This window comes from Variovorax sp. Varisp53 (assembly GCF_059491555.1).
In genome coordinates, this window is the sequence record NZ_CP168512.1 from 2,877,188 (window position 1) to 2,891,082 (window position 13,895).

General features: G+C 67.0%; 8 protein-coding genes and 1 pseudogene. 1 reads left to right on the top strand and 8 read right to left on the bottom strand.

Features of this window, described 5'->3' with window-relative positions; all coding sequences use genetic code 11:
- Positions 1 to 82: 82 nt before the first annotated feature.
- From prmB to ACEOAB_RS13555, 8 genes and pseudogenes are all read right to left on the bottom strand, one after another.
- Positions 83 to 970 carry a 50S ribosomal protein L3 N(5)-glutamine methyltransferase gene (gene prmB, locus ACEOAB_RS13520; RefSeq protein WP_056598867.1) on the bottom strand — a complete coding sequence of 296 codons (888 nt, stop codon included), beginning with the start codon at positions 968 to 970 and terminating at the stop codon, positions 83 to 85.
- Positions 967 to 2,145, bottom strand: coding sequence for a succinyl-diaminopimelate desuccinylase (gene dapE, locus ACEOAB_RS13525; protein ID WP_056598864.1), 1,179 nt, complete (start codon positions 2,143 to 2,145; stop codon positions 967 to 969). The genes prmB and dapE overlap by 4 nt, the downstream gene beginning before the upstream one ends.
- Positions 2,146 to 2,226: 81 nt before the next feature.
- On the bottom strand, positions 2,227 to 3,375 hold the full coding sequence (locus tag ACEOAB_RS13530; protein WP_007832312.1) for a PilT/PilU family type 4a pilus ATPase: 1,149 nt from the start codon (positions 3,373 to 3,375) through the stop codon (positions 2,227 to 2,229).
- A 64-nt stretch (positions 3,376 to 3,439) separates the two neighbouring features.
- Positions 3,440 to 4,264, bottom strand: coding sequence for a 2,3,4,5-tetrahydropyridine-2,6-dicarboxylate N-succinyltransferase (gene dapD, locus ACEOAB_RS13535; protein ID WP_413747552.1), 825 nt, complete (start codon positions 4,262 to 4,264; stop codon positions 3,440 to 3,442).
- A 40-nt stretch (positions 4,265 to 4,304) separates the two neighbouring features.
- Positions 4,305 to 5,535: pseudogene (dapC, locus tag ACEOAB_RS13540) on the bottom strand (succinyldiaminopimelate transaminase).
- Between the two features lie 71 nt (positions 5,536 to 5,606).
- Positions 5,607 to 6,248, bottom strand: coding sequence for a LysE family translocator (locus ACEOAB_RS13545; protein WP_413747554.1), 642 nt, complete (start codon positions 6,246 to 6,248; stop codon positions 5,607 to 5,609).
- A 36-nt stretch (positions 6,249 to 6,284) separates the two neighbouring features.
- The gene (gene argA / locus ACEOAB_RS13550; RefSeq protein WP_007832305.1) at positions 6,285 to 7,631 is read right to left on the bottom strand and encodes an amino-acid N-acetyltransferase; all 1,347 of its coding nucleotides are present in this window, start codon (positions 7,629 to 7,631) and stop codon (positions 6,285 to 6,287) included.
- 49 nt (positions 7,632 to 7,680) lie between these two features.
- Positions 7,681 to 9,666, bottom strand: coding sequence for an AAA family ATPase (locus ACEOAB_RS13555; RefSeq protein ID WP_413747555.1), 1,986 nt, complete (start codon positions 9,664 to 9,666; stop codon positions 7,681 to 7,683).
- A 446-nt stretch (positions 9,667 to 10,112) separates the two neighbouring features.
- Here ACEOAB_RS13555 and hrpA point away from each other — a divergent pair, with 446 nt between their 5' ends.
- The gene (gene hrpA / locus ACEOAB_RS13560) at positions 10,113 to 13,892 is read left to right on the top strand and encodes an ATP-dependent RNA helicase HrpA (protein WP_495653836.1); all 3,780 of its coding nucleotides are present in this window, start codon (positions 10,113 to 10,115) and stop codon (positions 13,890 to 13,892) included.
- The last annotated feature ends 3 nt before the right edge of the window (positions 13,893 to 13,895 follow it).

Sequence of the window (13,895 nt, forward strand, 5' to 3'; positions counted from 1 at the left end):
GGCCGCGAATGCGGGTTACCGGACGCAGAGGACGCGAAGGTTTCGCAGAGGGCGCAAAAGGAAAACCAAAAATGGTTTTGTATTACTTCTGCGTCCGGAAGTCCGATTTCAGCAGCGCATCCCGTGTGACCAGCAAGACCTGGTCCTCGCCCGCCGAGGTTTCGAGCCAGACGACCTCGAGCTGCGGAAAGGCGGCCTCGAAATAGTCGCGCTCGTTGCCGATTTCCAGCACCAGCACGGCGCGCTCGCTCATGCGGGAAGGCGCGTCGGCGAACAGCTGGCGCACGAAATCCATGCCGTCGGTGCCGCCGGCCAGTGCGAGCTCGGGCTCGGCACGGTATTCGGCGGGCAGGGCGGCCATGCTGGCGCTGTTCACGTAGGGTGGATTGCACAGCACGAGGTCGTACGGGCCGGGCGCGTTCGCCAGGCCGTCCGATTCGATGAGCGTGACGCGCGCGTCCAACTCGTGGCGCGTGACGTTGATGGCGGCCACTTCGAGCGCCTCGACCGACAGGTCGGCCGCATCCACGGTCACGTCCGGGTACGTCAGCGCCGCGAGCACCGCGAGGCTGCCGTTGCCGGTGCACAGGTCGAGCACGCGCTGCGTGTGCTCGCCGAGCCAGTAGTCGATGGAACCGTCGGCGATCAGCTCGGCGATGAAGCTGCGCGGCACGATGGCGCGTTCGTCCACGTAGAAGGGCACGCCCTGCAGCCACGCCTCTTTCGTGAGGTAGGCGGCGGGCTTGCGCGTGGCGATGCGTTCGTCGATCAGCGCGGAAACCTTGCCGGCTTCTGCGGGCGACACGGGCGTGTCGGCGACGCTGTCGAGGTCGTCCAGCGGCAGCTTCAGGCGCCACAGCACGAGCCAGGCGGCTTCGTCGAAGGCGTTGGCGGTGCCGTGGCCAAAAGCCACGCCGGCTTCCTCGAGCCGCCTGGCGCCCGACTCGATCAGCTCGATGACGGTGCTCATGCCGCGAGTGCAGCGTCAAGCTGCTTCAGCGTGCGCAGGTAGATGTTCTTCAGCGTCTCGATCTCGGCCACGTCGATGTGCTCGTCGATCTTGTGGATGCTGGCGTTCACCGGGCCGAGTTCGACCACCTGCCTGCAGATCTTGGCGATGAAGCGCGCGTCGCTGGTGCCGCCGCTGGTCGACAGCTCGGTTTCGATGCCGGTCTCTGCGCGGATCGCGCCCTGCACGGCCGCGACCAATTCGCCGGGCGTCGTCAGGAAGGGCAGTCCGCCGATGGTCCAGGCCAGCGTGTAGTCGATGCCGTGCGCATCGAGCACGGCGTGCACGCGCTGCTGCAGCGATTCGGGCGTCGATTCGGTCGAGAAGCGGAAGTTGAAGTCGATCACCGCGCTGCCCGGAATCACGTTGCTTGCGCCGGTGCCCGAATGGAAATTGCTGATCTGCCAGCTGGTGGGCTGGAAGTAGGGGTTGCTCGCGGTGTCCCAGCCACCCGCGGTGTTGATGGCCACCAGCTCAGCCAGCGCGGGCGCCACCGAATGCACGGGGTTCTTCGCCAGGTGCGGATAGGCGATGTGGCCCTGCACACCCTTGACGGTGAGCTTGCCGCTCATGGTGCCGCGGCGGCCGTTCTTGATCATGTCGCCGCAGCGCTCCACCGCCGTGGGCTCGCCAACGATGCAGTAGTCGATGACTTCGCCGCGCGCGGCCAGCGCGTTGCAGACGATGACGGTGCCGTCGACGCCGGGGCCTTCTTCATCGCTGGTGAGCAGCAGGGCGAGCGTGAGCTGCGGGTCGGGCACGGCCTGCAGGAATTCCTCGATCGAGGTCACGAAGGCGGCCACCGAGGTCTTCATGTCGCAGGCGCCACGGCCGTAGAGCTTGCCGTCGCGATGCGTGGGGGTGAAAGGGTGGCTGGTCCATTGCTCGACAGGGCCGGTGGGCACCACGTCGGTGTGGCCGGCGAATACCAGCGTCTTGGTCGCAGCCGCGTTGGTGGGACGGCGCACCGCCCAGAGGTTGGTCACCCGAAAGTCGGCCGGCCCGCTCCCGATGGTTTCCAGGGTGAAGCCCAGTGGCGCCAGCCGCTCGCCGAGGATCTGTTGGCAGCCCGCGTCTTCAGGGGTGACGGAGGGGCGCGAGATGAGTTGTTCGGCGAGCTGGAGCGTACGGGACATGGCACAGGAATGGAGGGTGACTCTTCCAGGAACACCGCGGAACCGGCGCGCGACACGAAGTGCGCGAAGCCTGGGGGAGAGTCAGAATTTGACGTCGAGCGTGATGTCGGTGAAGGTGGGTTCGTCGACCTGGTCGGTCAGGTGGCGGTCGTCCACCTGCTGCTTGGGCGCGGCGCGGTTCTGCAGGCGCCACATCAGGTTGGTGGGCGAATCGGCGTGCGACAGGCCTTCCTCGCGCGTGACGCGCTCTTCGGTGATGAGGCGGGCGATGTCTTCCTCGAAGGTCTGCGAGCCTTCGGCCATCGACTTTTCCATGGCTTCCTTGACGCCCGAGAAGTCACCCTTTTCGATCAGCTCGGCCACCAGCGCGGTGTTGAGCATGACTTCGAGCGCCGGCACGCGGCCGCCGGTCGGCGTGCGCAGCAGGCGCTGCGACACGATGGCGCGCAGCGCGCCGCCCAGGTCGCCCAGGAGCGTAGGCCGAACCTCGACCGGGAAGAAGCTCAGGATGCGGTTCAGCGCGCGGTAGCTGTTGTTGGCGTGCAGCGTGGCCACGCACAGGTGGCCCGACTGCGCGTAGGCGATGGCGGCAGTCATGGTGTCGCGGTCGCGGATTTCGCCGATCTGGATCACGTCGGGCGCCTGGCGCAGCGCGTTCTTCAGCGCCATCTGCAGCGAGGTGGTGTCGCTGCCCACATCGCGTTGGTTCACCACCGATTTCTTGTTGGTGTAGGTGAACTCGATCGGTTCCTCCACCGTCAGGATGTGGCCGCTGGCGTGCTCGTTGCGGTAGTCGAGCATCGAGGCCAGCGTGGTGGTCTTGCCGGCGCCGGTGGCGCCCACCATCAGGATCAGCCCGCGCTTGTCCATGATGAGCGTCTTGAGGATGTCGGGCAGGTTCAGGTCGGCAAAGCTCGGAATCGTCGAGGCGATGTGCCGCACCACCACCGCGTAGGTGCCACGCTGGCGCATGGCGCTAATGCGGTAGTTGCCGGCGCCTTCAAGGGCGACGGCCATGTTGAGTTCGCCCGTGCTTTCCAGCTCCTGGATACGGGCGGGGGGCACCACTTCGGACAGCAGCGCGAGCGGCGCGGTGGCTGGCAGCACTTGCGCGTTGATCGGCACGCAGATGCCGTTGATGCGGATCAGCACCGGGGAGTGGGCCGAGAGGTAGATGTCGGAGGCCTTGCGCTCGGCCATCAAACGAAGAATCCGCTCCATCATGTTCATCGGTCTCTCTCCTCGGGTGCTGTTGTTTTCTCTAAGGGGAAAAGGGGTTGGTCCTGGGGACCGTTCAGTCGCGCAGCAGGTCGTTCAGCGAGGTCGTGGAACGCGTCTTGGCGTCGACCTTCTTCACGATGATGGCGGCGTACATGCTGTAGCGGCCGTTGTCTTTGGGCAGGCTACCGGCCACGACGACCGAGCCCGCGGGCACACGGCCGAAGTGGGTTTCGCCGGTGGCGCGGTCGTAGATCGGAGTGCTCTGGCCGATGAACACGCCCATCGACAGCACCGAGTTTTCTTCGACCACCACGCCTTCGACCACTTCGGAGCGCGCGCCGATGAAGCAGTTGTCTTCGATGATGGTGGGGCCAGCCTGCAGCGGCTCGAGCACGCCGCCGATGCCGACGCCGCCCGACAGGTGCACGTTGGCGCCGATCTGCGCGCACGAACCCACGGTGGCCCAGGTGTCGACCATGGTGCTTTCGCCCACGTAGGCGCCGATGTTCACGTAAGAGGGCATCAGGATCGCGCCCTTGGCGATGTAGCTGCCGCGGCGGGCCACGGCCGGAGGCACGATGCGAACGCCCGATTCCTTCAGCTCGTTGGCCGACAGGTGCGAGAACTTGGTCGGCACCTTGTCGTAGAAGCCGAGCGAGCCGGCCTGCATCTGCTCGTTGTCCTTCAGGCGAAACGACAGCAGCACGGCCTTCTTGATCCACTGGTGCACGGTCCACTTGCCGACGCTTTCGCGGGTGGCCACGCGCAGCTTGCCGTTGTTGAGTTCGGTGATGACGTGCTCGACGGCGTCGCGCACTTCGGCCGGCGAGGCGGAGGGCGAGATGTTGGCGCGGTCTTCCCACGCGGCGTCGATGATTTGTTGCAGTTGCTGGGTCATGAAGAAAGTCTCGGGTGAAAAATGGGAGCGGGAAAGCGGATCAGCGGCGGGCGTCCGTGCCCTCGTTGCAGAAGCGGACGATGCGTCCGGCGGCCTCGACGCACTCGGCGGTTCCGGCCACCAGCGCCATGCGGATGCGGCCCCGGCCGGGGGTTGGCGCTGTGCGCCCCGTATGTCGTATGGCGCGCCAGATAGCTGCCCGGCAAAACCGTCACATTGTATTGAGCGTAGAGCGCGCGGGCGAAGGCTTCGTCGTCGCCAGCCCACACTTCGGGCACGCCGGCCCAGAGGTAGAAACTGGCGTCGGGCAGGCGCACGTCGAGCACGGGTTCGAGCAGCGGCGTGACGGCAGCGAACTTGGCGCGGTACTGCGCGCGGTTATCGACCACATGGGACTCGTCGCCCCAGGCCGCGATGCTGGCCGCGGCCACGGTGCCGCTCATGGCGCTGCCGTGGTAGGTGCGGTAGAGCAGGAACTTCTTGATGATGGACGCGTCGCCCGCCACGAAGCCGCTGCGCAGGCCGGGCACGTTGCTGCGCTTGGACAGCGAGGTCAGCGCGATCAGGTTCCTGAAGTCGGGCCGGCCGAGCTTCACCGAGGCTTCGAGGCCGCTGAGCGGGGGCTCGTCGCGGAAGTAGATTTCGCTGTAGCACTCGTCGGCGGCGATCACGAAGCCGTGGCGGTCGGACAGCGCGAAGAGCTTCTTCCACTCGTCCGGCGACATCACGGCGCCTGTCGGGTTGCCCGGCGAGCAGACGAACACCAGTTGGGTGCGGGCCCAGACGTCGTCGGGCACGCTGTCCCAGTCGACTGCGAAATTGCGCGCGGGCACGCTGGCCACGTAGTACGGCTCGGCGCCCGAGAGCAGGGCCGCACCCTCGTAGATTTGATAGAACGGGTTGGGCGACATCACCACCGGCTGCGGCGAGGCGGTCGGGTCGACGACGGTCTGGGCCAGCGAGAACAGCGCCTCGCGCGAGCCGTTGACGGGCAGCACCTGCGTGGCCGGGTCGAGGGCGAGGCTGTAGCGGGTTTTCAGCCAGTCGGTGAAGGCGGTGCGCAGCGCCACGTCGCCGGCGGTCGCGGGGTAGGCGGCCAGCGCGCCGAGGCTCGCGCTCAAGGCGTCCTTGATGAAGCCCGGCGTGGCGTGCTTGGGTTCGCCGATGCCCAGGCTGATGGCGGAAAACTCGGGATTGGGCGTGACGCCCGCGAACAGTTGCTTCAGCCGCTCGAAGGGATAGGGTTGCAACCGGGAAAGCAGGGGATTCATGCCCGGGATTATCGGTGACACCTGTTACCGCTTCTGGCGAAGCGGCTACTGGCCGGCGACAGGTGTCGTCGTCAGGCCGCGCCGCGCCGGTAGAAGGCGAGCGAGCCGGCCAGCGCCAGCAACATGCCGCCGCAGGCGCGGTCGATCCAGCGCGTGGCCGACACGGTCAGCAGCCGGATCGCGCGGGCGCCGACGAAGGCGTAGGCCAGCATCACCGCCATGTCCAGGCCCGCGAAGATCAGGGCAATGGCCAAGTACTGCGGCGCCTGCGCGGCCGAGGGATCGATGAACTGCGGCAACAGCGCCGAGCAGAAGATGTAGCCCTTGGGGTTGGTTACCGCCACGAGGAAGGACTTGAAGAAGATGCGCTTGCTCTCGCCCGCCGTGGTCGACGGCGCGCCGTCGGCGGCAGGCAGATGGAAGCTGCCGCCCCTGGAGCGCAGCATGCGCAGGCCGAGATACGCCAGGTACACCGCGCCGACCCACTTCAGCATCGAGAACCAGAACTCCGACGCGGCCAGCAGCGCGCCAAGGCCGAGGGCCACGGCGCCGACCAGCACGAAGTCCGACAGCACCGCGCCGAGCATGCCCGGCAAGGCTCGCCGTACGCCGTGGCGGGAGCCGTTGCTCAGCGCCAGCAGGACGGTAGGGCCGGGCGTGGCGATGGCGGCGAAGGCCACGATGGCGAAGAGCAGGGCGGTTGCGAGCGTCATCGGGACAGTCTCCTTCTCGGGGATTTCAGCAGTCGATCAGATCTTCTTGACCAGCACCTGGCTCTTGCGGTCCCAGTTGTACTTGCGCTTGCGCGCCTCGGGCAGCCAGTCGGGGTTGACCTGCTGGAAGCCGCGCTTGAGGAACCAGTGCATGGTGCGCGTGGTGAGCACGAAGATGCTGTCCAGGCCCATGGCCTTGGCGCGGTGTTCGACGCGCTTGAGGATGCGTTCGCCGTCGCCCTGCGACTGCGATTGCGGCGACACCGTGAGCGCGGCCATTTCGGCGGTGCGCGCCTCGGGGTATGGGTAGAGCGCCGCGCAGCCGAAGATCACGCCATCGTGCTCGATCACCGTGTAGTGGCCCACGTCGCGCTCGATCTCGGTGCGGTCGCGCTTCACGAGCGTGCCGTCGCGCTCGAAGGGCTCGATCAGCTGCAGGATGCCGCCGATGTCGTCCACCGAGGCTTCGCGCAGGCTCTCGAGCTTCTCGTCGATCACCATCGTGCCGACGCCATCGTGCACGTACACCTCGAGCAGCAGCGAGCCGTCGAGCGCGAAGGGCAGGATGTGGTTGCGCTCCACGCCGGCCTTGCAGGCCTTCACGCAGTGCTGCAGGTAGAAAGCCGTGTCCGTCGGCTTCTGCGGCGGTGGCAGCGAGGCGAGCAGTTTTTCTGCGGCGTCCAGCGGCAGCTCGGTGTCGATCGGGTTGTCCTCGCTCTCGGGCAACTCGCTGTCGATGCGGATGCCCGGGATCTCGGTCAGGAAGATCAGCTTGTCGGCCTGGATCGAGATGGCGACGCTGGTGGCCACCTCTTCCATCGTCAGGTTGAAAGCCTCGCCGGTGGGCGAGAAGCCGAAGGGCGACATCAGCACCATCGCACCGAAATCGAGCGTGCGGCGGATGCCGGCCGAGTCGACCTTGCGCACCAGGCCCGAATGCTTGAAGTCCACCCCGTCGACTACGCCTACGGGCCGCGCGGTGATGAAGTTGCCCGAGATCACCCGCACCGTCGAGCCCGCCATCGGCGTGTTCGGCAGGCCCTGGCTGAAGGCGGCCTCGATCTCGTAGCGCAGCTGTCCCGCGGCTTCCTGCGCGGAGTCGAGCGCCACTTCGTCGGTGATGCGGATGCCGTGCGAGTACTTCGCTTCGTGGCCCTTGGCCGCGAGCTGCTCATTGACCTGCGGCCGGAAGCCGTGCACCAGCACGATCTTCACGCCCATGCTCTGGATCAGGGCCAGGTCCTGCGCAATGTTCTGCAGCTTGCCCGCCGCGATCGCCTCGCCCGCCAGGGCGACCACGAAAGTCTTGCCGCGGTGCGTGTGGATGTAGGGCGCGACCGAGCGGAACCAGGGCACGAAGGTGAAGTTGAAAACGGTGGACATGGGGCGTGATTGTGCATTCATGGAGCGTCGTTTGCCTGACTCGGGCGATTCAGGCGATTGCCCGCAGCACGCGGGCCGCGCTGGCGGGGATGGCCGCCGCGGCGGCCTCTGGTTGCGCCGGGGGCAGCAGGTCGGCATGGCGGGCTCGGAAGCTCGCCAGCAGCGCCGCATAGGCATCGGTCGGCTCTCCGGTTGGAGCGGTTGGCAGGCCCAGCATTGCCGCCAGTTCGGCCGGCGCGATGGAGCCCTCGCGCATCAGCGCGTCGACCACCGCCACCAGCGCCGGCGTGTGCGCGTCGAGCAGCGCGAGGGCGCGCGCATGCTCCTGCGCGAGCAGGGCCTCGATCTCGGGGTTGGTGGCATCGACGTCGGTGTTGCGGTTGTCCTCCGGGTCGTTCGCGACGTCGGTGCGGCTCAGGCGCGTGCCGAACGCGAAGTGGCGCACGTACTGTGCCGCGCAGGCCGTGGCCTGCATGAAGTCCTGCACGGCGCCGGAGGTGCAGGCCTGCTCGCCGAACACCAGTTGCTCGGCGGCACGGCCCGCGAGGCTCACGCAGATGCGGTCGCGCAGGTTCTCCTTCGACCACGTCTTGCGCTGCTCGTAGCTGTTGTAGCCGCCCTCGAACGAGGCCACGTTGATCTTGATCTCCTGCGGTGCGCGGCCGAACAGCAGGCCGTAGGCCACGCCGTGGCCGGCCTCGTGCACGGCGAGCAGGGCGCGGAAGTCCTCGCTCGAACGCTGCTTGAGGCGGTTCAGCTCCAGCGACACCGGGAACTGGCGGCGTGCCTTGCGGTACCTGGCCGCGATGCAGGAGGCGCCCGCGTCCAGCGTGAGCCACACCGGCTCGCCGCCGTCGGCGCCTTGCTCGAGGGCCCACAGCGCGGCATTGACCAGCGTGGCGCTCAGGATCGCGTGGATCGACGAGAACAGCGGGCGCGTGCCCTGCGCCGGGAACACGGCGTTGGCGTAGATCTGCTCGTACACGCTCGCGTCGAGCACGAAGCGCACGCCGGAGCTTTCCTGGATCTCGGCCACATAGCGGTCGCAGATCGACAGGATCAGGCGCACATAGGTCGCACGGTTGAACGACGGGTAGATCACGTGGTTGTTGCCCAGGCGTGCGATCTGTTCGGGGCGGAAACGCTCGGCCAGCGCCTTCTTCACATCGATGACGGAGAGCTTCTTCGTCAGCGTGTGGAAGATGTCGGCGTCTGTGTCGCAGTCCTCGACGCGGCGCGCCGTCTCGGCGTACATCTCGTCGAGATTGCCCGAGACGAACACCAGCAGCTTGCTGTAGTCGGTCTCCCAGCTCTGTTGCATGTCGCGGAAGGCGCGCAGGCGTGCGTGCACCTCGGCGGGCTTCCAGGCCATGATCTGCAGCAGGGTCTCGGTGAGCTTCAGGCAGCGCTTCACTTCGCGCGCCTCCCAGGGCGAGAGGTGCAGCTTGCGCTTCTTGTCGTCCTTCTTCCTGTCGGCCGGGCCGTCGCGGTCCTGCACGTATTCGGCCTGCGCGAGCGACGATTCGATCTCGCCGAGCATCGACAGCGCGGGCGGCAGGCGGCCGTCGGACAGCAGCGCCCACACGTCCTGGTAGCGCTCGACCTTGGCGTCGTTGCCGCTGCCGTCGACCGTGCGGAAGCGCTGGAACTCGTCGAGCACCAGGATGCCGGGCGTGCCTTCGGCAATGCCCGATTCGGCCAGCATGGCCGAGATGGAGCCGCGGCTGTGATAGCCCGAGCCGTGGCTGAAGCCGTCCATCTGCACTTCGATGAAGCGGTCGTAGAAGCCCAGGTGCTGGGCCAGGCGGCGCACGAGCTGCGTCTTGCCGGTGCCGGTCAGGCCCCAGAGGCAGATGACCACAGGGCGGCTGATGAGCTGCGGCAGCACATACCATGCGCGCAGCGAATCGATCACGCGGTCGATGATGTCGTCGATGCCGAAGAGTTCGGTCTTCAGCGTCTCGGCGACGGTTTGCAGATGGCGCGTGCGTTCGGACAGCTCGGCGTGCAGGCGGGAATGGATGTCTTTGGACATGGTGTTTTTCTTTTTTTATCGAACAGGTACGGAAAAGCGGCCGCTCCTTCGCACGAAGGAATCGGCAGTCAGACGCTGTGGGAGCGGTTGCGGCGCTTCTGTGCTCGAAGCGCGCGGGGGGCGCGGCTTCAGGCCGGGCGAGGCAACTTGGCCCGTCCATGCGCGGTGGGCGCACGGCTTGCGCAGCGACGGCGCAAGGTGGTGGGGGCAAGGCAGGACATGGACGCGATCGTAGCGAGGGCGTGCGGTGGAGTAAAGACTATTTACTCGACGTGTTGCCATGGGGCGGGGCACTGTGGGCGCCCTGCAACAACTGCTGTGCGCACCGATAATCGACGGTTTGCCCGCCGCGCCAGCCCGACGACTGCCTTCCCTTGACGACCACGACACCTCTTCGCATCGAATTTCCCGAATCGCTCCCTGTCTCGGGCAGGCGCGACGAAATCATGGCCGCCATCTCGGCGCTCCAGGTCGTTATCGTCTGCGGCGAAACGGGCTCGGGCAAGACCACGCAGCTGCCGAAGATCGCACTCGCGCTGGGTCGGGGCAAGCTCAACGCCGAGCCAGGCAAGGGCCGGCTCATCGGCCACACGCAGCCGCGCCGCATTGCCGCGAGCTCGGTCGCCAAGCGCATCGCCGAAGAGCTGAAGACGCCGCTGGGCGACGTGGTCGGCTTCAAGGTGCGCTTCCAGGACCGGCTGAGCCGCGACGCCTCGGTCAAGCTGATGACCGACGGCATCCTGCTGGCCGAGACGCAGACCGATCCGCTGCTGAAGGCCTACGACACGCTCATCATCGACGAGGCTCACGAGCGCTCGCTGAACATCGACTTCCTGCTGGGCTACCTGCGCGAGATTCTTCCGCGCCGTCCCGACCTGAAGGTGATCGTCACCTCGGCCACCATCGATGCCGACCGCTTCGCGCAGCACTTCGCGTCCAGGAACGGGCCGGCGCCGATCATCTATGTCTCCGGCCGCACCTTCCCGGTGGAGCAGCGCTACCGCCCGTTCGAGGAGTCGCGCGAGCACGACCTGAACGATGCGATCGCTGATGGCGTCGACGAACTCTGGCGCGACCCGCACAACGCGGGCGACATCCTCGTTTTCCTGCCCGGCGAGCGCGAGATCCGCGAAGCGGCCGACCACCTGCGCCGCCACCTGAGCCACCAGCCGCTATTGCGCAACGCCGAGGTGCTGCCGTTGTTCGCGCGGCTCTCCGGCCCGGAGCAGGACCGCATCTTCGATGGCCACACGGGCCGGCGCATCGTGCTGGCCACCAACGTGGCCGAGACCTCGCTCACCGTGCCAGGCATCCGCTACGTGATCGACACCGGCACGGCGCGCGTGAAGCGCTACAGCTTCCGCAGCAAGGTCGAGCAGTTGCTGGTCGAGCCGATCAGCCAAGCGGCGGCCAACCAGCGCGCGGGCCGATGCGGGCGGGTGGCGAACGGCATCTGCATCCGGCTCTACGACGAAAAGGATTTCGAAGGCAGGCCGCGCTTCACCGATCCGGAAATCCTGCGTTCCTCGCTCGCGGGCGTGATCCTGCGGATGAAGTCACTGCGCTTAGGCGACGTGGCGCGCTTTCCGTTCCTCGAAGCGCCATCGCCGCGCGCGATTGCCGACGGCTACCAGCTGCTCAACGAGCTGGGCGCTGTTGACGACGCCAACGAACTCACGCAAACCGGTGCCGAGCTGTCGCGGCTGCCGCTCGACCCGCGCGTCGGCCGGATGATCCTGGAAGCCCGATCGCGCGGTGCGCTCGAAGAAGTCCTGGTCATCGCCTCGGCCCTCAGCGTGCAGGATGTGCGCGACCGCCCGATGGACGCACAGCAGCAGGCCGACCAGGCGCATTCGAAATTCGACGACGAGAAGAGCGAGTTCAGCGGCTACCTGCGGCTATGGAAATGGATCGCCGACGCGCGCGGCGGCCACGGAGACACCCACAAGCTCAGCAACCGCCAGTACGAGCAACTGCTGCGGCAGAACTTCATCAACATCCGCCGCGTGCGAGAGTGGCGCGACATCCACTCGCAGCTGCTCACGGTGGTGACCGAGCACAAGTGGCGCCTCAACGCCGAGCCTTCGGGCTACGAGCCGCTGCACCTGTCGATGCTCGCGGGCCTGCTCGGCAACGTCGGCTGGAAGCTCGAAGACGACGAGGCGTATCTCGGCGCGCGCGGCATCAAGTTCTACAAGCATCCGGGCGCGCACCTGAAGAAGAAGCCCGGCCGCTGGATCGTTGCGGCTGAACTGGTCGAAACCACGCGGCTCTTCGGGCGCGGCATCGCCAACATCGAGCCTCAATGGCTCGAACAGGTGGCGGGGCATCTGCTGAAGAAGCAATTGCTCGACCCGCACTGGGAGAAGAAGGGCGCGCAGGTGTCGGCGCTGGAACGCGCGACGCTGTATGGGCTGGTCGTGTACAGCGGGCGGCGCGTCGACTTCACCAAGGTCGATCCGGTCGCGGCGCGCGAGATCTTCATCCGCGAGGCGTTGGTCGGTGGGCAATGGGAGAGCAAGTTCCCGTTCCTCACGGCCAACCGCAAGCTGGTGCGCGAGGTCGAAGGGCTGGAGCACAAGTCGCGCCGGCAGGACGTGCTGGTCGACGACGAGCTGATCTTCGCCTTCTACGACGCGCAGTTGCCCGCCGACGTGGCCAGCGGCATCACCTTCGAGAACTGGTACCGCCATGCCTCGAAGGAGCAGCCACGCCTCTTGTTCCTGACGCGCGATGAACTGATGCGCCACCAGGCGGCTGGCATCACGACGCAGTCTTTCCCGGCCACGCTGCGACTGGGTGGCGTGGACTGTGCTGCGACCTACCTGCACGAGCCCGGTGACGCGAAAGACGGCCTCACCGTCAGCGTGCCGCTGTTCGTGCTCAACCAGGTGAGCGAGGAACGTTGCGAGTGGCTGGTGACGGGCATGCTCAAGGACAAGATCCAGGCGCTGCTCAAGAGCCTGCCGCAGCGCCCGCGCTCGCGGCTGGTGCCGCTGCCCGAGTCGGCTTCGAAGCTGGCGGAAGAACTGTCGGCGCCCGAGCTGTTCGGCACAGGCTCGCTGACCGACGTGCTGCTCAAGCGCGTGCGCGACATGACCAGCATCGACGTGAAGCGCGCCGACTTCAAGCTCGACATGCTGCCGCCGCACCTGTTCATGAACCTGCGCGTGATCGACGAGCACGGGCGACAGCTGGGCATGGGGCGCAACCTTGGTGCGCTGAAGGCCGAACTCGGTGCGCAGGCACGAGGCGCGTTCCAGGCGCTCGCGGGGCTGAATGTGAAGGCGTCGCCGGAGAAGACGCCGGCGACGGACGAAGACTCGAAGGCGCCCGCGAAGGCGGCCAACGCGCCTGCGGCCGCCGCACTACCCGCCGGCCAGCGCTACACGGGCTGGACTTTCGGCGAGCTGCCCGAACTGATGGAAGTGCGCCGCGGCTCGCAATCGCTGATCGGTTTTCCGGCGCTGCGCGACGAGGGCGACGCCGTGACCATCGAGGTGTTCGACGAGCCCGCCGTGGCGGCTACCAAACACCGGGCCGGCCTGCGCCGCCTGTTCGCACTGCAGCTGAAGGATGCGCTCAAGTACCTCGAGAAGAACATCCCCGATCTGCAGAAGATGTCGGTCGCGTTCATGCCGCTCGGCACCTCCGAGGAACTGCGTGCGCAGATCATCGACGTGGCGATCGACCGCGCCTTCCTTCAGGAGCCGCTGCCGACCGACGAGTTCGCGTTCAAGCGCCGGCTGGAAGAGGGGCGCGGCCGCCTCACGCTGATCGCCAACGAGGTGGGCCGGCTGGCGTCGGCCATCCTCGTCGAATACGCGGCGGCCGCGCGAAAGATCAAGGACACGAAGATCCAGCCCGATGCCGTGCAGGATGCCGCACAGCAACTGCAGCGTCTCGTCGGCAAGCGCTTCATCGCCGACGCACCGTGGACGCAGTTGCAGCACTTCGCGCGCTACCTCAAGGCCATCGTGCTGCGGCTCGACAAGCTGCGCGCGGACCCGGCCCGCGACGCCGCGAAGCTCGCCGAGCTCAAGCCTCAGGAGCAGCGCTACTGGCGCCTGGTGGCGGAGCGCAAGGGCGTGGTGGATGAGCGCATGCTCGAATTCCGCTGGCTGCTCGAGGAGCTGCGGGTGAGCTTCTTCGCACAGGAGTTGCGCACGCCGCAGCCGGTGAGCGTGAAGCGGCTCGACAAGGCGTGGGCCCAGTTGCAGGCATGAAAA

Coding starts and splice junctions, on each gene's coding strand:
- prmB (WP_056598867.1), bottom strand. CDS start 970: ATGAGCACCGTCATCGAGCTGATCGAGTCGGGCGCCAGGCGGCTCGAG.
- dapE (WP_056598864.1), bottom strand. CDS start 2,145: ATGTCCCGTACGCTCCAGCTCGCCGAACAACTCATCTCGCGCCCCTCC.
- ACEOAB_RS13530 (WP_007832312.1), bottom strand. CDS start 3,375: ATGAACATGATGGAGCGGATTCTTCGTTTGATGGCCGAGCGCAAGGCC.
- dapD (WP_413747552.1), bottom strand. CDS start 4,264: ATGACCCAGCAACTGCAACAAATCATCGACGCCGCGTGGGAAGACCGC.
- ACEOAB_RS13545 (WP_413747554.1), bottom strand. CDS start 6,248: ATGACGCTCGCAACCGCCCTGCTCTTCGCCATCGTGGCCTTCGCCGCC.
- argA (WP_007832305.1), bottom strand. CDS start 7,631: ATGTCCACCGTTTTCAACTTCACCTTCGTGCCCTGGTTCCGCTCGGTC.
- ACEOAB_RS13555 (WP_413747555.1), bottom strand. CDS start 9,666: ATGTCCAAAGACATCCATTCCCGCCTGCACGCCGAGCTGTCCGAACGC.
- hrpA (WP_495653836.1), top strand. CDS start 10,113: ATGGCCGCCATCTCGGCGCTCCAGGTCGTTATCGTCTGCGGCGAAACG.